Annotated in this window: 19 protein-coding genes and 2 tRNA genes; 18 read left to right on the top strand and 3 right to left on the bottom strand. The window is 65.9% G+C overall.

Going from position 1 to position 15,648, the window contains the following annotated elements:
• Nucleotides 1-14: 14 nt before the first annotated feature.
• A complete protein-coding gene (gene hda, locus F466_RS0107140; protein ID WP_018174644.1) occupies nt 15-710 on the top strand; it encodes a DnaA regulatory inactivator Hda in 696 nt (231 codons plus the stop codon).
• An 18-nt stretch (nt 711-728) separates the two neighbouring features.
• On the opposite strand, the gene F466_RS0107135 is transcribed toward hda, so the two are convergent.
• Genes F466_RS0107135 through arsC form a run of 3 tightly spaced genes read right to left on the bottom strand, consistent with a single transcriptional unit; the run spans nt 729 to nt 2,052 of the window.
• On the bottom strand, nt 729-1,085 hold the full coding sequence (locus F466_RS0107135) for a DUF2069 domain-containing protein (RefSeq protein WP_018138802.1): 357 nt from the start codon (nt 1,083-1,085) through the stop codon (nt 729-731).
• The gene (wrbA, locus tag F466_RS0107130; RefSeq protein ID WP_018138801.1) at nt 1,082-1,699 is read right to left on the bottom strand and encodes an NAD(P)H:quinone oxidoreductase; all 618 of its coding nucleotides are present in this window, start codon (nt 1,697-1,699) and stop codon (nt 1,082-1,084) included. The genes F466_RS0107135 and wrbA overlap by 4 nt, the downstream gene beginning before the upstream one ends.
• Nucleotides 1,696-2,052, bottom strand: a complete 357-nt coding sequence (gene arsC / locus F466_RS0107125) for an arsenate reductase (glutaredoxin) (protein WP_018138800.1) — start codon at nt 2,050-2,052, stop codon at nt 1,696-1,698. The genes wrbA and arsC overlap by 4 nt, the downstream gene beginning before the upstream one ends.
• A 22-nt stretch (nt 2,053-2,074) precedes the next feature.
• Between arsC and F466_RS0107120 the strand changes: the two genes are divergently transcribed.
• The 17 genes from F466_RS0107120 to clpX all read left to right on the top strand — a co-directional run bounded on the left by F466_RS0107120 (nt 2,075) and on the right by clpX (nt 15,570).
• Entirely contained in the window at nt 2,075-2,365 is a 291-nt protein-coding gene (locus tag F466_RS0107120; RefSeq protein WP_018993738.1) for an acylphosphatase, read from the top strand.
• Nucleotides 2,366-2,446: 81 nt separating this feature from the next.
• The gene (gene ruvB / locus F466_RS0107115) at nt 2,447-3,493 is read left to right on the top strand and encodes a Holliday junction branch migration DNA helicase RuvB (protein WP_018138798.1); all 1,047 of its coding nucleotides are present in this window, start codon (nt 2,447-2,449) and stop codon (nt 3,491-3,493) included.
• The gene (gene ybgC / locus F466_RS0107110; RefSeq protein WP_018993737.1) at nt 3,490-3,942 is read left to right on the top strand and encodes a tol-pal system-associated acyl-CoA thioesterase; all 453 of its coding nucleotides are present in this window, start codon (nt 3,490-3,492) and stop codon (nt 3,940-3,942) included. The genes ruvB and ybgC overlap by 4 nt, the downstream gene beginning before the upstream one ends.
• Nucleotides 3,943-3,982: 40 nt before the next feature.
• Nucleotides 3,983-4,657 carry a protein TolQ gene (gene tolQ / locus F466_RS0107105; protein ID WP_018138796.1) on the top strand — a complete coding sequence of 225 codons (675 nt, stop codon included), beginning with the start codon at nt 3,983-3,985 and terminating at the stop codon, nt 4,655-4,657.
• 3 nt (nt 4,658-4,660) lie between these two features.
• Complete coding sequence (gene tolR / locus F466_RS0107100; RefSeq protein WP_018138795.1) at nt 4,661-5,113, top strand: protein TolR; 453 nt, start codon at nt 4,661-4,663, stop codon at nt 5,111-5,113.
• Between the two features lie 11 nt (nt 5,114-5,124).
• Nucleotides 5,125-6,138: a cell envelope integrity protein TolA gene (gene tolA, locus F466_RS0107095; protein ID WP_018993736.1), complete on the top strand. Its 1,014-nt coding sequence runs from the start codon at nt 5,125-5,127 to the stop codon at nt 6,136-6,138.
• A gap of 32 nt (nt 6,139-6,170) precedes the next feature.
• On the top strand, nt 6,171-7,457 hold the full coding sequence (tolB, locus tag F466_RS0107090; RefSeq protein WP_018993735.1) for a Tol-Pal system beta propeller repeat protein TolB: 1,287 nt from the start codon (nt 6,171-6,173) through the stop codon (nt 7,455-7,457).
• 39 nt (nt 7,458-7,496) lie between these two features.
• On the top strand, nt 7,497-8,063 hold the full coding sequence (gene pal / locus F466_RS0107085) for a peptidoglycan-associated lipoprotein Pal (RefSeq protein ID WP_018138792.1): 567 nt from the start codon (nt 7,497-7,499) through the stop codon (nt 8,061-8,063).
• Nucleotides 8,064-8,141: 78 nt separating this feature from the next.
• Nucleotides 8,142-8,909 (top strand): tol-pal system protein YbgF, encoded by a 768-nt coding sequence (gene ybgF, locus F466_RS0107080; protein ID WP_018138791.1) that lies wholly within the window; start codon nt 8,142-8,144, stop codon nt 8,907-8,909.
• The gene (gene queE, locus F466_RS0107075; RefSeq protein ID WP_018993734.1) at nt 8,906-9,604 is read left to right on the top strand and encodes a 7-carboxy-7-deazaguanine synthase QueE; all 699 of its coding nucleotides are present in this window, start codon (nt 8,906-8,908) and stop codon (nt 9,602-9,604) included. The genes ybgF and queE overlap by 4 nt, the downstream gene beginning before the upstream one ends.
• Nucleotides 9,605-9,607: 3 nt before the next feature.
• Nucleotides 9,608-10,291 carry a 7-cyano-7-deazaguanine synthase QueC gene (queC, locus tag F466_RS0107070; RefSeq protein ID WP_038048905.1) on the top strand — a complete coding sequence of 228 codons (684 nt, stop codon included), beginning with the start codon at nt 9,608-9,610 and terminating at the stop codon, nt 10,289-10,291.
• 137 nt (nt 10,292-10,428) lie between these two features.
• Nucleotides 10,429-11,700 (top strand): YeeE/YedE family protein, encoded by a 1,272-nt coding sequence (locus F466_RS0107065; RefSeq protein WP_018138788.1) that lies wholly within the window; start codon nt 10,429-10,431, stop codon nt 11,698-11,700.
• 131 nt (nt 11,701-11,831) lie between these two features.
• Nucleotides 11,832-11,907, top strand: a tRNA-Lys gene (locus F466_RS0107060).
• Nucleotides 11,908-12,025: 118 nt separating this feature from the next.
• Nucleotides 12,026-12,112: transfer RNA gene (locus tag F466_RS0107055), tRNA-Leu, on the top strand.
• An 85-nt stretch (nt 12,113-12,197) separates the two neighbouring features.
• Nucleotides 12,198-13,505: a trigger factor gene (tig, locus tag F466_RS0107050; protein ID WP_018174653.1), complete on the top strand. Its 1,308-nt coding sequence runs from the start codon at nt 12,198-12,200 to the stop codon at nt 13,503-13,505.
• Nucleotides 13,502-14,176, top strand: coding sequence for an ATP-dependent Clp endopeptidase proteolytic subunit ClpP (gene clpP, locus F466_RS0107045; RefSeq protein WP_018138786.1), 675 nt, complete (start codon nt 13,502-13,504; stop codon nt 14,174-14,176). Before tig ends, clpP begins: the two co-directional genes overlap by 4 nt.
• Before the next feature lie 116 nt (nt 14,177-14,292).
• On the top strand, nt 14,293-15,570 hold the full coding sequence (clpX, locus tag F466_RS0107040) for an ATP-dependent Clp protease ATP-binding subunit ClpX (RefSeq protein ID WP_018138785.1): 1,278 nt from the start codon (nt 14,293-14,295) through the stop codon (nt 15,568-15,570).
• Nucleotides 15,571-15,648 lie beyond the last annotated feature (78 nt).

Here is a 15,648-nt window from a genome sequence, read left to right as displayed (position 1 = left end):
CGCTGGAGCGCCAGATGCCGCTGGACCTGCGCCTGCGCGACGCCTCGCGTTTTTCCGGTTTTTGCGTGGCAGGCAATGCCCTGGCGCGGGATGCCGTGCGGGCCTTGAGCGTCGGGACCGGGATACAGGAGCCGCAGATCCTGCTGCACGGGCCGCCCGGCTCCGGCAAGACGCACCTGCTGCAGGCTGCCTGTCACCAGGGACACGAGCGCGGGGAACCGGTCAGCTACCTGCCGCTTGGCGAGGTACGTGATGCGCCACCGATGGCCGTGCTCGATGGTCTGGAGCGCTCGCGTCTGGTGGCGCTGGATGATCTGGAGGCCGTGGTGGGCCGCGGGGACTGGGACGAGGCCCTGTTCGGGCTGATCAACCGGCTGCGTGATGCCGGCTGCCGCGTGCTGCTGGCGGCCGCGGCACCGCCCGAGGGGCTACCGGTCCAGTTGCCGGATCTGGCCTCGCGCCTGGCCTGGGGCCCGGTGTTCCGCATGCAGCGGCCGGATGATGCGGCCTGCAAGGAGATCCTGGCACAGCGTGCGGCCCTGCGCGGGCTGGAGCTGCCGGAGCCGGTGGCGGATTACCTGCTGCGCCGCTGCTCGCGTGACCTGTCCACGCTGCTGGCGCTGCTGGACCGCCTGGATCTGGCTGCGCTAGCCCAGCAGCGGCGCCTGACCATCCCGTTCGTGCGCGAACAGCTGGCCCGTATGGGCTGAACCCGGGGTTGCTTGAGGTTACTCGGCCGCCGCGCGGGCCCGCCGGGCGTCCAGTTTCACGAACAGCAGGCTGCCCGCGAACCAGGCGAGGCTGGCTCCGGTCATCAGGAGGCCATAGAGCCGGTCCTCCGCGGCCGCGCCGATGGTGATCCCGAGCGTGATGTAGGCGAGCGCCAGCAGGCTGGACCAGGCGTGGGTGTAGCGCCTTCCGTGCAGCATCCCGCGCAGCGGAAACAGCAGCGGCATGACCAGTACGATCAACGCCAGCCAGACCGGGACGATCTCCGGTGGGGCGATCCAGGTGGTCCAGACCAGGATTAGCAGCAGCAGTCCAAGAAAGCCGGCCAGAGCCAGGGCACGGGACAGCGCGATCATGCCGGGGCGCCAGGTGCTGCTTCGAGGCGCAAGGCGATGCGCGCGACGCGTTCCCCAAGGGCTGCTGCGATGCGCTGTTCGTCGCGGGTGACCGCCTGCTCGCCCTGGGTGCCGGCCACATGGCTGGCGCCGTAGGGCGTGCCGCCGCTGGTGGTGCTGTTCAGCTCCGGCACGGTATAGGGCACGCCGACCCACAGCATGCCCTGATGGATCAGCGGCAGGGCCATGCTGAGCAGGGTGGTCTCCTGCCCGCCATGCTGGGTGGCCGTGCTGGTGAAGACGCCGAAGGGCCGGTCCACCAGCCCGCCGCTGGCCCACAGCCCGCTGGTGCCGTCGAGGAAGTATTTCAGCGGCGCGGCCATGTTGCCGAAGCGGGTCGGCGAACCCATGACCAGCCCCGCGCATTCCTCGAGATCGCGCAGTTCGGCATAGGGTGGCCCGTCCTCGGGTACTGCCGGGCGGTCCTCGTCGATATTCGTGGAGACTGGGGGTACGGTGCGCACCCGCGCGGTGGCGCCAGCCTTTTCGACGCCGGTTGCGACCTGGCGGGCCAGCTCGGCGGTCGCCCCGTAGCGGCTGTAGTACAGCACCAGGATCTCCGGTGCCGTGCTCACGACACGATCTCCAGCACCTGTTCCGGCGGGCGCCCGATGCGGGCCGCGCCCCCGACGATCAGGATCGGTCGCTCGATCAGTTTCGGGTGCTGGACCATGGTCTGGATCAGCGCCTCGTCATCCATCTCCGCGTCTTTCAGGCCCAGCTCGCGGTACTCCGCCTCGCCGGTGCGCAGCAGGTCGCGGGGGCGGATGCCCAGCTTCTCGATCACGCCCTTCAACGTCGCGGCATCCGGTGGCGTCTTCAGATACTCCACGATCTCGGGCTCTACACCTTGCTCCCGCAGCAGGGCGAGGGTCGCGCGCGACTTGCTGCAGCGCGGGTTGTGATACAGCGTAGGGGCGTCGGACATGAATCGACTCCGGAGGTCATCGATGGCAAAGGCCCATGATACCCATGCCCGCCGCTGGCATGTCAGGGGGCGTGTGCAGGGCGTGTTCTTTCGCGCCTCGACCCGGGAACAGGCGCAGGCGCTCGGGCTGACGGGGTATGCGCGCAACCTGCCGGACGGCCGCGTGGAGGTGCTGGCGGTCGGCGACCCGGATGCCCTGGAGCGGCTGGAGGCATGGCTTTGGGAGGGACCGCGCATGGCGCACGTGGAGGAACTGGATAGGGAGGTTGTGAGCCCGCCGGAGCCGTTGCCCGCAGGCTTTGATACGGGTTGAATCGGGAGCTTTTGAGACGCTTCCTTTAAAGTTGTACGGGGGTCTATAAACGCCATCGCGACGGATGCATACTGCGGGGTCATGGAATCACGCCTGGTCGATATGCAGAGTCAGTCGGAGGACACGCGGGTGGAGGTCAGCCTGCGTCCCAAGCGGCTGGACGACTACACCGGACAGCCCCGGGTGGTTGAACAACTGGGCCTGTTTATCGAGGCGGCGCGCGGGCGCGGGGAGGCCCTGGACCATACGCTGGTGGCCGGCCCCCCGGGGCTGGGCAAGACGACCCTGGCCCATATCGTGGCGAACGAACTCGGGGTGGGGCTGCGCCAGACCTCGGGCCCGGTACTGGAGCGCGCTGGCGACCTGGCCGCGATCCTGACCGCGTTGGAGCCCCAGGACGTCCTGTTCGTTGACGAGATCCACCGCCTGCCGACCGTGGTCGAGGAGATCCTGTATCCGGCGCTGGAAGACGGTCAGCTCGACATCGTGATTGGCGAGGGACCGGCGGCGCGCTCGATCAAGGTGGACTTGCCCCCGTTCACACTAGTGGGCGCGACTACGCGCGCGGGCCTGCTTTCGGCGCCGTTGCGTGACCGGTTCGGCATCGTTCAGCGACTCGATCATTACACTGTCACAGATCTCGCCCATATTGTCGGGCGCGCCGCCGGATTGCTGGGTGTCGGGATCGAGCCTGAAGGGGCGGCGGAGATCGCGCGCCGCGGGCGGGGCACGCCGCGCCTGGCGAATCGCCTGCTGCGGCGGGTTCGCGACTATGCCGAGGTCCGTGCCTCCGGCGTGATTACCGCCGAGGTCGCGGGTCAGGCGCTGGACCTGCTGGCGATCGATGCCTCGGGCCTGGATGCCCAGGACCGCCGGTTGCTGGAGGTGCTGGTCGAGAAATTCGACGGCGGGCCGGTCGGCGTGGAAAGCCTGGCGACGGCGCTGAACGAGGATCGCGGTACCCTGGAGGATGTGGTCGAGCCGTTTCTGATCCAGCAGGGGTACCTGCAGCGAACCCCGCGCGGGCGTCAGGCCACGCGGCGGACGCTGGCGATGTTCGGCCTGACCGGGTCGGTGGAACCCGACCTGCTGGCGCCGGTCGACAGCCAGGGCGGAGGCCGTCCGTGACGGAAGGCGACGCCCCGTTCGAGTGGCCGGTGCGAGTCTATTACGAAGACACTGACGCCGGCGGCGTGGTCTACCACGCGAACTACCTCAAGTTCATGGAGCGCGCGCGCACCGAGTGGTTGCGCGCGCTGGGGTTCGAGCAGGATGCATTGCGCGAGGAATACGGGATCGTTTTTGCGGTGCGCCGCTGCTGTCTGGATATGCGGCGCCCGGCGCGCTTCAACGATGCCCTGACGGTGACCTGCCGGCTGCACTCGTTGCGCCGGGCGAGCCTGGAGTTCCATCAGGGTGTGGAGCACGACGGCGAGACCCTGGCCAGCGGCGAGGTGGGGATTGCCTGCGTCGAGGTGGCGCGCCAGGCGCCCGCCGCGATCCCCGGTCCGGTACTGGAGGCCCTGCGCCGACATCATGATCATGGGCCGGCTGACCGCGTAGCCGGAACCAAGTAACGCTGTAACGGGAGACGGACAAGTGGCAGTCGACTTTTCAATGTACCAGCTGGTGATGGAGGCGACCCTGGTGGTCCAGCTGGTGATGGTGATTCTGGTGCTCGCCTCCGTACTCTCCTGGTTGGCGATCGTCGTCAAGGCCAGGTCCCTGAATGCGGCGCACCGCGCCTGCGACGATTTCGAGGAGCGCTTCTGGTCGGGGGCCGACCTGTCCCATCTCTACGAAGGGGTGCGGCGCAAGCAGGAAATGACGGGCATGGAGCACGTCTTCTCCTCTGGGTTCAAGGAATTTCTGCGTGCGCGCCAGCATGGCATCCCGGCCGGTGAGCCCGCCCAGCGTGCCATGCGTGTGGCGATCGCGCGCGAGATTGACGAGATGGAGCGTTATCTGCAGTTCCTCGCCACGGTGGGGTCAACCAGCCCGTATATCGGCCTGTTCGGCACGGTCTGGGGCATCATGCATGCCTTCCTGGGGCTGTCTGGGGTGCAGCAGGCGACCCTGGCGATGGTCGCTCCCGGGATCGCCGAGGCCCTGATCGCGACCGCGCTGGGTCTGTTTGCCGCGATCCCGGCCGTGATCGCCTACAACCGCTTTGCGGGGGATGTCGACCGCGTGGCCGTGCGCCTGGAGAACTTCAATGACGAGTTCGTGGCTCTGCTCAACCGGCAGGTTCACGCCAAGTCCACGGATACGGCCTCCGAGGCCACGGCCTGACCCATGTCCGAGCAGCGCCGCAACAGTCGCCGCCTGCGGCGGCCCATGTCCCAGATCAACGTCGTGCCGTTTATCGACGTGATGCTGGTGCTTTTGATCATCTTCATGATCACCGCGCCCATGCTGCAGCAGGGCGTGGAAGTCGACCTGCCGGAGGCGGACGCCGAGGCCCTGGACCGGGACGAACAGGCGGCCGAGCCGCTGGTGGTGACCGTGGACGCCAGTGGGGCCATGAGCCTGAACCAGGGGCCAATCATCGATGAGCCGCTGGCGCCGCAGGAGATGACCGAGATCGTGCGCGAGTTCCTGGCGGAGCATCCGGGCACCCAGACCTTCGTGCGTGGCGACCGTAATGTGGACTACGGGCGTGTGATCGACGCCATGATCGCCCTGCAGCGCGCGGGCGGCGGGCGTGTCGGACTGATCACCGAGCCGCCGCGCGAAACCGGCGACTGACGCACGCTGCCGTGTTCGAGCTTGTCCGCCGCCACCCTGTCAGCTTCCTCCTCGTGCTCCTGTTGCACGGGGCGCTGTTTGCGGCGTTGATGTTCAATATCAGCCTGATATCCCCCACCTCCTCGCAGGCCGCGGTGGAGATCTCGGTGCAGGAGGATATTGAGGTGATCGACGCGGTGGCCGTGGATGCCGAGGCGTTCGATCAGGTCGAGCACCAACGCGAGGTTGCCCGTCAGGAAGAAGTCGCCGAGCAGCTGCGCGAGGAAGAGGAGCAACGGCGCGCCGAAGAAGAGGCCCGCCGCGAGGAAGAGCGCCGACAGGCCGAAGAGCAACGCCGCCTGGAAGAGGAAGAACGGGCGCGGCAGCAGGCGATCGAGGAAGCCGAGCAGGCACGCCGAGAGGCCGAAGAGGAGCGTCAGCGCGCACAGGAAGAGGCCGAGGCCGAGCGTGAACGGATCCGCGCCGAACGCGAGGCGGCGGAGCGTGAACGACAGGAGGCCGAGGAGGCCCGCGAGCGCGAAGAGGCGGAGCGGCGCGAGCGTGAAGAGGCCGAACGCCAGGCCCGCGAAGAGCAGGAGCGCCGCGAGCAGGAAGAGGCCGAGCGTCGTGCGCAGGAAGAGGCCGAGCGCCGGGCCGAGCAGGAGCGCGAACTGGAGGAGCAGCGCCGCCGCGAGGCAATGGAGCGCGAGCAGGAGCGCCTGGCGGAGGCGCGCGAACGGCGCGAGGCCGCCGAGCGCCAGGCGCAGATGGATCGCGAAGTGGATGAGTGGCGTGCCCAGGTGCAGTCGGTGGTCCAGCGGCGCTGGCGTCAGCCGTCGGATATTGACTCCTCGGACCGTGCCATTGTTCTCGTGCGCGTAAACGAGACCGGGCGTATCATCGACTTCGATATCGAAAGCTGTTCCGGCGACAGCCGGTTCTGCGACTCCGTGCGCCAGACCATGGACCGTCTGAGTTCGCTGCCACGCCCGCCGGATGCGAGCGCGGTGCGGGGCGGGGTGCGGATCCGATTTGAACCGGACTGATTCGCGGGCCACGCCCGCTTGACGAGGAGCTCATGCGACGACTGATTCACTGGATGCTGCCGGCCATGCTGCTGCTGTGGGCAGCGCAGGCACAGGCCGTACTGGAAGTCACGGTCACCGAGGGGGTCACCGGGGCGATACCGGTGGCCGTTGCGCCGTTTACCTACGAGGGGGAGGGTGAGCTCGACGAGGACATCTCCCAGATCGTCGCGGCCAACCTGGCCCGCAGCGGGCTGTTCAATGTCGAACAGGATGATCTGCCTTCGGCCCCGTCCGGACCGGCCGACTTTCTTGCCGAGCCCTGGGCCGACACCGGGGTCGAGTACCTGGTCGTGGGCAATCAGCGCCGCGATGGCGATGACGTCCTCGTGGAGTTTCACGTATTCGATGTGCTGTCCGAGGAACGCCTGGGCGGCTGGCGCATTCCGGTGCCCGGCGACATGCTCCGGCGCGGGGCGCATCGTATCTCGGACATCATCTACGAACAGATCACGGGTGACCCGGGGGCATTCAGTGCGCGCATCGCGTTCGTGAGCGTGGAGCGTAATGGCGACGAGCGCCGCTTTGCCCTTGAGGTCGCCGATTCCGACGGGGCCAATCCGCGCACCCTGTTTCGTTCCGCGAAGCCGATCATGTCGCCGGACTGGTCGCCGGATGGACGCGAACTGGTGTACGTCTCGTTCGAGAACCGCCGTTCCGAGGTCTATCGCCAGAATGTCGAGACCGGCAGTCGGGAACGGGTGGCCAGCTTCACGGGTATCAACAGCGCGCCCGCCTGGTCGCCCGATGGCCGCTATCTCGCGCTGAGCCTGTCACGCGATGGGGCGCCGAATATCTACCTGATGGAGCTGGAGACGGGCGAGATGCGCCAGATGACCCAGACCAGCTCGATCGAGACCGAGCCGGTCTGGTCGCCCGATGGCGAAACCCTCTACTTTACGTCCGACCGCGCAGGCGCGCCGCAGATCTATGCGCTGCCGCGAGAGGGGGGCAGCCCCCGGCGTCTGACATTCGAGAGCGGCTATGCGGCCGCGGCGACGGTGTCCCCGGATGGGCGTTATCTGGTCTACGTGCACGGTGGTGATGGCGGATTTCAACTGGCCCGTCTCGATTTGAACGACCGCCGTGTGACCCGCCTCACGGATGGGCGGGATGCGGAATCGCCAAGCTTTGCCCCGAATGGCAGCATGATTATCTATGCGATGACAGATGGCGGGCGTGGCGTGCTGGGCTCGGTGAGCCAGGATGGGCAGGTCCATCAGCGTCTCGCTGCCAGGGAGGGCGAGGTCCGTGAGCCGGCCTGGTCACCCTTGAATTGATCTTCCTAATAACAACCGCTTTTCGAGGATAATGACGTGATGAGCACGATCTTTCGCTGGTTTTTTGTGGCCATGGTGATTGGGGCGCTGTCGGCATGTGCGACGCCGACGCGTGATGCCGAGGATGCCGAACGCGAGGCCGAGCGGGCTGCGGCCGAGCAAGCGGAGCGCGAACGCGCCGAAGCCGAGGCCCGCGAGGCCGAGGCCCGCGCGCTGGGCCGCGATCGGCAGTTCGATGCCGATGCGCTGGATGATCCGGACAGCCCGCTGGCCGAGCGCCTGGTCTATTTCGAGTTCGACCGTGACGAGGTGCAGTCGCAGTACATGGATATGCTCGAGGCGCATGCGGCCTATCTGTCGCAGAACTCCGGGGCCCGCCTGCGGCTGGAGGGCCATACCGACGAGCGGGGTACTCGCGAGTACAACCTGGGGCTGGGCGAGCGCCGCGCACAGTCGGTGCGCCGTATCCTGACCCTGAACGGGGCCTCGGATGACCAGATCGAGGTCATCAGTTATGGTGAAGAAATGCCGGTCGCCTTTGAGCAGAACGAGGAGGCTTGGGCCAAGAATCGCCGGGTCGAATTGGTCTACGAATCCCGGCGCTAGACGACGGGAGGCGCCATGCGGCGTTTGACAGGTAGCAGTAACCGAAATGCCCCCCCGGGGGCATTTCTCTTTCCACGGGTGGGTGTGGCGGTCGCCGCCGGGGTGTTGGTCCTGGCGATGGGGTCGTGGGGCCCGCTTGCCAGCGAAGCCGTCGCCCAGGACGACGTGTTCGCGACCCAGTCGCAGATCCGCGACCTCTCGCGGAGGCTGGACCGCATCGAGCGGACGCTGGACTCCAGCGCCATGCAGGAACTCCTGCGGGGTGCGGAAACCATGAACCGGGAGATGCGCGAGCTGCGGGGCGAAGTGGAGACGCTGCGCCACGAGCTGGAGCGTCTGAACGCCCGTCAGCGCGATCAGTTCCGTAACCTGGACGAGCGTGTGGCCACGTTCGAGACCGGCGCGGCCGCGCCCGCGGATACCGCTGCCCCGGCGGACGAGGTCATTGAGTTCGACCTTCCCGAGGCGGACGAGCAGGCGGCCTACCAGGAGGCCTTCGAGCAGTTGATGGCGGGTGACTACAACGCCGCGATGAGCGGCCTTGAACGCTTCATCGAGAGCTATCCCGACAGCGACTATTCCGCCAATGCCTGGTACTGGCTGGCCGAGGCCAAGTATGCCAGTGGCGACTTCGAGGCGGCCCTGGAGGATTTCGAGCATTTGCGCGAGCAGTACCCGGAGAGCGACAAGTCCGGGGATGCCCTGCTCAAGATCGGCTATGCGCATTACGAGCTGGGCAACGAGGACGAGGCCCGCGAGGCGCTGGAGGCGGTGCGCGCCGATTACGGCGGCACGACGCTGGACCGCCTGGCACGCGAGCGGTTGCGGCGGCTCGACGGGCAATGACCGAGATCCCCGTGCGTGCCCGGCGCGCACCGACCACGGGCGATTCGCATGGCCCGACCCAGGTCCGTATCACCGAGATGTTCGTTTCGCTGCAGGGCGAGGCGGCGGATTCCGGCTGGCCCACCGCATTTGTGCGGCTGACCGGGTGCCCGCTGCGTTGCCGCTGGTGCGACAGTGCTTACGCCTTCGAGGGTGGCGAGGCACGCGCGCTGGACACGATCCTCGCGTGGGTCGGTCAGACGGGCGTCCGTCATGTCTGTGTCACGGGTGGGGAGCCACTGGCCCAGCCCGGTTGTCGCGACCTGCTGGCGCGGCTGTGTGATGCAGGCTATCGGGTGTCGTTGGAAACCAGCGGCGCCCTCGACATCGGCGGGCTCGATTCGCGCGTCACGGTCGTGATGGACTGGAAGGCGCCGGGCTCCGACGAGCAGGACCGCAACCTGGAGGCCAATATCCCTCACCTTGCTGCCGGCGATCAGCTGAAGTTCGTACTCGCGAACCGAGCGGATTTCGATTGGGCCCGCGCGGAACTCGGGCGCCTGGATCTTGCGCCCGAGGTCGAGGTCCTGTTCTCGCCGGTATTCGGCGAGCTCGCCCCGCGCGAGCTGGCCGACTGGATCGTGGCCGAACGGCTGCCCGTGCGGTTTCAGCTTCAGCTCCACAAGCTCCTGTGGGGCGATCAACCAGGTCGTTAGTCGATGTCGCAACCGGAAAAGGCGGTGGTGTTACTCTCGGGCGGGCTGGATTCTGCAACCTGCCTGGCAATGGCGCTGGCCGACGGGCTCGACTGTCATGCCCTGTCGATCGACTATGGCCAGCGACACCGTACCGAGCTCGACGCGGCGCGCCGCGTGGCTGCCGCCCAGGGCGTGCAGGACCACCGAGTGGTCCGGGTCGACCTGACCGCGATCGGCGGCTCCGCGCTCACCGATGACGCGATCGCGGTCCCCACCGAGTCGAGCGAAGGCATCCCGGTGACCTATGTGCCCGCCCGTAATACGGTGTTCCTGTCTCTGGCGCTGGGGCTGGCCGAAACGCTTGATGCCCGGCTGCTCTATGTCGGTGCGAATGCGGTCGACTACTCCGGGTACCCGGATTGTCGCCCGGCCTTTATCGACGCCTTCCGCGACCTTGCGCAGGTCGCTACCCGTGCCGGGGTGGAGGGCGTACGCTGGGAGGTGCGTGCACCCTTGATGCACATGAGCAAGGCCGAGATCATCCGTGCCGGCGCGCGCCTGGGGGTCGATTACGCCCAGACGGTGAGCTGCTATCAGGCCGACCCCGAGGGCCGGGCCTGCGGGCGATGCGACAGCTGCCGTATCCGTCGCGAGGGTTTTGCGGCCGCTGGTGTCCCCGACCCGACTCTCTACCGGACGGCCTGACGGCGGACGGTTCGCCCTCGTCAGACAGCCCCGGGTCCGGAATGAATTGGGGGTCGATCTCGTCTTGCGTCCGATGTATGCTGCGCACCCCATGGGTGCAGGCGTGCCCGACAACCGATCAGTGAGAGGATACGTTGATGGAATTCTCCAGCTTTTCAACCGCCGCAATGATGTTCCTGGGCGGCACGTTCGTCCTCGCCTTCATCATGGGTGCGGTCGCGAACAAGACCAACTTCTGCACCATGGGAGCCGTCTCCGACTGGGTGAACATGGGTGATACCGGGCGCATGCGCTCCTGGCTGCTGGCGATTGCCGTGGCGATGCTGGGTGTGGCGGCGCTCGAATTCTTCGGGGTGCTGAGCGCCGAGGGTTCCTTCCCTCCCTACCGCGGCGAAAACTTCAACTGGCTCGGGCACGTCCTGGGTGGCTTCCTGTTCGGCATCGGCATGACCTATGCGTCCGGCTGCGGTAACAAGACGCTGGTGCGTGTGGGTGGCGGCAACATCAAGTCGGTGATGGTGATGATCATCATCGGTGTGATCGCCTTCTGGCTGACCAGCCGCGCCACTGTCTTCGGCACCGGCCAGACGCTGTTCCAGCTGCTGTTTGGCTGGATGGACGCGGTGTCCATCCAGATGGAAGGCGGCCAGGATCTTGGCTCCATTATCGCTGGCGAGAACGCCTTGGGCGCCCGCCTGGTGATGGGTCTGGTGATCGGTGTGCTGCTGCTGGCCCTGATCTTCAAGGCCGCGGATTTCCGCAAGAGTTTCGACAACATCCTGGGCGGTCTGGTGATCGGCCTGGTGGTGATCGGGGCCTGGTGGCTGACCAGCAACATCCAGATCGACGACGGCATGGGCGGCGTGTACAGCGCCCAGGAATACATCCAGGAATGGGATTTCGTCGCCGATGACGACGATGGCGAGCGTCCGGCGCTGTCCGGTCCCTGGGCCAACCAGTCGTTTACCTTTATCAACCCGATGGGCCAGAGCGTGGGCTACGTGTCCAGCGGCTTTGACCGCACCATGCTCTACTTCGGTGTGCTGGCGCTGGCCGGCGTGATCCTGGGTTCGTTCTTCTGGGCTCTGGTGTCGCGCAGCTTCCGAATCGAGTGGTTCTCGTCCTTCCGTGACTTCGTGAACCACTTCATCGGCGGCATCCTGATGGGTGTCGGCGGCATCCTGGCGCTGGGTTGCACCATCGGTCAGGCGGTCACCGGGATTTCCACGCTGGCGCTGGGTGGCTTCTTTACCTTTGCGTTCATCGTGTTCGGGTCCGCGCTGACCATGAAGATCCAGTACTACAAGATGGTCTATGAAGACGAGGCGACCTTCGGCAAGGCCCTGGTCACCTCGCTGGTGGACATGAAGCTGCTGCCGGGTGGCATGCGCAAGCTCGAGGCCATCTGATCGCCGGCCGCCGGGGGAGCCTTGCGTTTTCCCCGGCGGGCCGTAAACTACGCGGCGCGGTGATTCAGGTGCTGCCGCGTAATGACAAGGCCGGCGGACCCCTGCGGGGGTGCCATGCGGGCCTCAGACATGGGTCGTTAGCTCAGTTGGTAGAGCAGTTGGCTTTTAACCAATTGGTCGTAGGTTCGAATCCTACACGACCCACCATTATTCCCGGGCGCGTGCGAGCGCGGCCGGCACAAGGGCCCGCCTACGCGGGCTTTTTGTGTTTATGGGGCGCGAACAGGCTAGAATGCGCGCCTTTATCGAACCATTGAATGCACACGCGAAAGTGGCGGAACTGGTAGACGCGCTGGGTTTAGGTCCCAGTGGGGTAAAACCCGTGAGAGTTCGAGTCTCTCCTTTCGCACCAATGTCCCGTGAACGCCCAGGCAGGCAGCCGGCGAGTGCTGCGGTCGGCAGGGATGACCGATTTTTGAACTATTGCGAGGCCCTTCATGCAAGTTTCCGTTGAAGCCACCGGCAACCTGGAACGCAAGATGACCATCCAGGTCCCCCCCGAGCGCGTCGAGACCGAAGTCGACAACCGTCTGAAATCGCTGGCCAAGCGCGTCCGGCTCGACGGCTTTCGCCCGGGCAAGGTCCCGCTGAAGGTCGTGCGCCAGCGTTACGGCGCCGGGGTCTATCAGGAGGTGCTGAGCGAAGTCCTGCAGGAGAGTTACCGCGAGGCCGTGCAGCAGGAAGGGCTGGAGCCTGCGGGGAACCCGAGTATCGAGCCGCAGAGTGTGGAAAGCGGGCAGCCGATCGAGTTCGTTGCGAGCTTTCAGGTCTTTCCCGAGGTCGAGGTGGCCGATTTCTCCGATGCCGAGATCGAACGCCCGGTGGCCGAGATTGGCGACGAGGACATCGATCGCGTGATCGACTCCCTGCGCGAGCAGAACAAGGAATGGGCGGAGGTCAAGCGCAAGGCGAAGAAGGGCGATCGCATCACGCTGGACTTCGTCGGCAGCATCGATGGCGAGGAGTTCGAGGGTGGTAAGGCCGAAGACTTCCAGGTGGAAGTGGGTGCCGGCCGTCTGATCGAAGACTTCGAGAAGCAGCTCAAGGGCGTGAAGACCGGCGAAGAGCCGACCATCGACGTCACCTTCCCCGATGACTACCCGGCCGAGAACCTGAAGGGCAAGACCGCGCAGTTCGCCCTGACCATCAAGAAGGTCGAGGGGCCCAAGCTGCCTGAGGTGGACGAAGAGTTCGCGAAGAAATTCGGCATCGAAGACGGCTCGGTCGAGAAACTTCGCGCCGACGTGCGGTCCAATATGGAGCGCGAGTTGAACCAGGCGCTGAAAGGCAAGGTCAAGAATCAGGTCATGGAGCTGATTATCGAGCGCCATGGGTTCGACCTGCCGGATGCCCTGGTGAAGTCCGAGATCAATCGCCTGCGCGAGGAGGCCGAGAAGCGCTTCGGTGGTGCCCAGCAGACCCAGCCGCTCCCCGACAGTCTGTTCGAGGAGGAGGCCAAGCGCCGCGTGCGCCTGGGTCTGTCCCTGCGCGCCATCATCGACCAGAAGGGGTTCGAGGTGGACGCGGAGCGGGTCGAGCGTGACCTGGAAGACATGGCGGCCACCTACGAGGACCCGGAAGAGGTCAAGCAGTACTACCGCTCCAACCCGCAGGCGAAGAGCAACCTGGAGTCGCTGGTGCTCGAGGACCAGGTGGTCGACTGGATCGTCGATCAGGCCAAGGTCACCGAGAAAAAGACCAGCTTCCAGGACGTCATGAATCCGAATAAGGAGTCGACTGAATGAGCCACGACATGGCCGGTCAGGGGGCGCAGCATGCCCAGGGGCTGAATCTGGTCCCGATGGTGGTCGAGCAGACCGCCCGCGGCGAGCGCGCCTATGACATCTACTCCCGGTTGCTGAAGGACCGGGTCATCTTCTGTGTGGGTCCGGTCGAGGACTACATGGCCAACGTGATCGTGGCCCAGCTGTTGTTCCTCGAATCGGAAAACCCGGACAAGGAGATCAGCCTGTACATCAACTCCCCGGGCGGGGCCGTGACCGCGGGCATGGCGATCTACGACACCATGCAGTTCATCAAGCCCCAGGTGAGCACCCTGTGTGTCGGCCAGGCCGCGAGCATGGGCGCGGTGCTGTTGGCCGGTGGTGCCCCGGGCAAGCGTTACTCCCTGCCGCACTCGCGGGTCATGATCCACCAGCCGCTGGGCGGGTTCCAGGGGCAGGCATCGGATATCGACATCCACGCCCGCGAGATCCTGAAGATCCGCGAGGAGCTCAACCGCGTACTCGCTCACCACACCGGGCAGACCGTGGAGCAGGTGGAGCAGGACACGGATCGTGACCGTTTCATGACCGCAGTGGAGGCTAAGGACTACGGCCTGGTGGACAACGTCCTCTCCAGCCGCGGCGCGCCGGACACCGGCGACAAGGAAGCCGGCAAGAAGGACAAGTCCTGATCGAAGCCAGGCTGGGTGCGAGCGGGATATACCGGACTCGCGCCCGGTCCGTTTGCAACGTGGCTGCAAACGGGGCATGTTCTGATAAACCCTGATAGCGCAACCGAGGCATACGGATGAGCGACGACAAGACCCCCTCCGCCGACGGCAAGCTTCTGTACTGCTCTTTCTGCGGGAAGAGTCAGCACGAAGTGCGCAAGCTGATCGCGGGTCCCTCCGTGTTTATCTGCGACGAGTGTGTCGAGCTTTGCAACGACATCATTCGCGAGGAGATGCAGGAGGCGGGGCATACCGAGCGCGATTCGCTGCCCAAGCCGCGCGAGATCCGCGAGATCCTCGACGACTACGTGATCGGGCAGAACTCCGCGAAGAAGATCCTCTCGGTCGCGGTGTACAACCACTACAAGCGCCTCGAGGCCCGAGCCGGCAAGGACGACGTCGAGTTGTCCAAGTCCAACATCATGCTGATCGGCCCGACCGGTTCCGGCAAGACGCTGCTGGCCGAGACGCTGGCGCGGGTGCTCAACGTCCCGTTCACCATCGCCGACGCGACCACGCTGACCGAGGCCGGTTACGTGGGCGAGGACGTCGAGAACATCATCCAGAAGCTGCTGCAGAAGTGCGACTACGATGTGGAGAAGGCCGAAAACGGCATCGTCTACATCGACGAGATCGACAAGGTCTCGCGCAAATCGGACAATCCCTCGATCACCCGCGATGTCTCGGGCGAGGGTGTGCAGCAGGCCCTGCTGAAGCTGATCGAGGGCACCACGGCCTCCGTGCCGCCGCAGGGCGGGCGCAAGCATCCACAGCAGGAGTTCCTGCAGGTCGATACCCGCAACATCCTGTTCATCTGCGGCGGTGCCTTCTCCGGCCTGGAGAAAATCATCCAGCAGCGCGCGGAGAAGGGTGGTATCGGTTTCTCTGCCGAGGTCAGCTCCAAGGACGAGAGCAAGAGCGGCGGCCAGTGGCTGAAACAGCTGGAGGCCGACGACCTGGTGCGCTATGGCCTGATCCCCGAGTTCGTCGGTCGTCTGCCGGTGCAGGCGACGCTGGACGAACTGGACGAGGATGCGCTGATCACCATCCTGACCCAGCCGAAGAACGCGCTGGTCAAGCAATACGCCCGTCTGTTCGATATGGAAGGCGTGGAGCTCGAGTTCCGGGACGATGCCCTGGCCGCGATCGCCCACAAGGCGATGGAGCGCAAGACCGGCGCCCGGGGCCTGCGCACCATCATGGAGAACATCCTGCTCGACACCATGTACGAGCTGCCCTCGATGGAGGGCGTCAGCAAGGTGGTGATCGACGAAGCCGTGATCCGCGGAGACGCCGAGCCCTACCTCATCTACGAGAACGCATCGTTCTCCAAGCAGGCCGCTGCCGATTCCTGAAGCTTCGCGGTCATGCACAGGGGGCGGGCATGGGGCTGGCCCCGGCTTGAAAAACGGTCAGGGCGCCCCCATCTCTCC

Source organism: Thioalkalivibrio sp. ALgr1 (genome assembly GCF_000378285.1).
GTDB lineage: Bacteria > Pseudomonadota > Gammaproteobacteria > Ectothiorhodospirales > Ectothiorhodospiraceae > Thioalkalivibrio.
Note: the sequence above shows the minus strand (reverse complement) of the source record. Positions and strands in the feature narration are given on the sequence as shown.

Bases quoted from the DNA above. Each gene is read 5' to 3' on its own strand.
- hda (WP_018174644.1), top strand. From the start codon at position 15: ATGCCGCTGGACCTGCGCCTGCGCGACGCCTCGCGTTTTTCCGGTTTT.
- F466_RS0107135 (WP_018138802.1), bottom strand. From the start codon at position 1,085: ATGATCGCGCTGTCCCGTGCCCTGGCTCTGGCCGGCTTTCTTGGACTG.
- arsC (WP_018138800.1), bottom strand. From the start codon at position 2,052: ATGTCCGACGCCCCTACGCTGTATCACAACCCGCGCTGCAGCAAGTCG.
- F466_RS0107120 (WP_018993738.1), top strand. From the start codon at position 2,075: ATGGCAAAGGCCCATGATACCCATGCCCGCCGCTGGCATGTCAGGGGG.
- ruvB (WP_018138798.1), top strand. From the start codon at position 2,447: ATGGAATCACGCCTGGTCGATATGCAGAGTCAGTCGGAGGACACGCGG.
- tolQ (WP_018138796.1), top strand. From the start codon at position 3,983: ATGTACCAGCTGGTGATGGAGGCGACCCTGGTGGTCCAGCTGGTGATG.
- tolR (WP_018138795.1), top strand. From the start codon at position 4,661: ATGTCCGAGCAGCGCCGCAACAGTCGCCGCCTGCGGCGGCCCATGTCC.
- tolB (WP_018993735.1), top strand. From the start codon at position 6,171: ATGCGACGACTGATTCACTGGATGCTGCCGGCCATGCTGCTGCTGTGG.
- pal (WP_018138792.1), top strand. From the start codon at position 7,497: ATGAGCACGATCTTTCGCTGGTTTTTTGTGGCCATGGTGATTGGGGCG.
- queE (WP_018993734.1), top strand. From the start codon at position 8,906: ATGACCGAGATCCCCGTGCGTGCCCGGCGCGCACCGACCACGGGCGAT.
- queC (WP_038048905.1), top strand. From the start codon at position 9,608: ATGTCGCAACCGGAAAAGGCGGTGGTGTTACTCTCGGGCGGGCTGGAT.
- F466_RS0107065 (WP_018138788.1), top strand. From the start codon at position 10,429: ATGGAATTCTCCAGCTTTTCAACCGCCGCAATGATGTTCCTGGGCGGC.
- tig (WP_018174653.1), top strand. From the start codon at position 12,198: ATGCAAGTTTCCGTTGAAGCCACCGGCAACCTGGAACGCAAGATGACC.
- clpP (WP_018138786.1), top strand. From the start codon at position 13,502: ATGAGCCACGACATGGCCGGTCAGGGGGCGCAGCATGCCCAGGGGCTG.
- clpX (WP_018138785.1), top strand. From the start codon at position 14,293: ATGAGCGACGACAAGACCCCCTCCGCCGACGGCAAGCTTCTGTACTGC.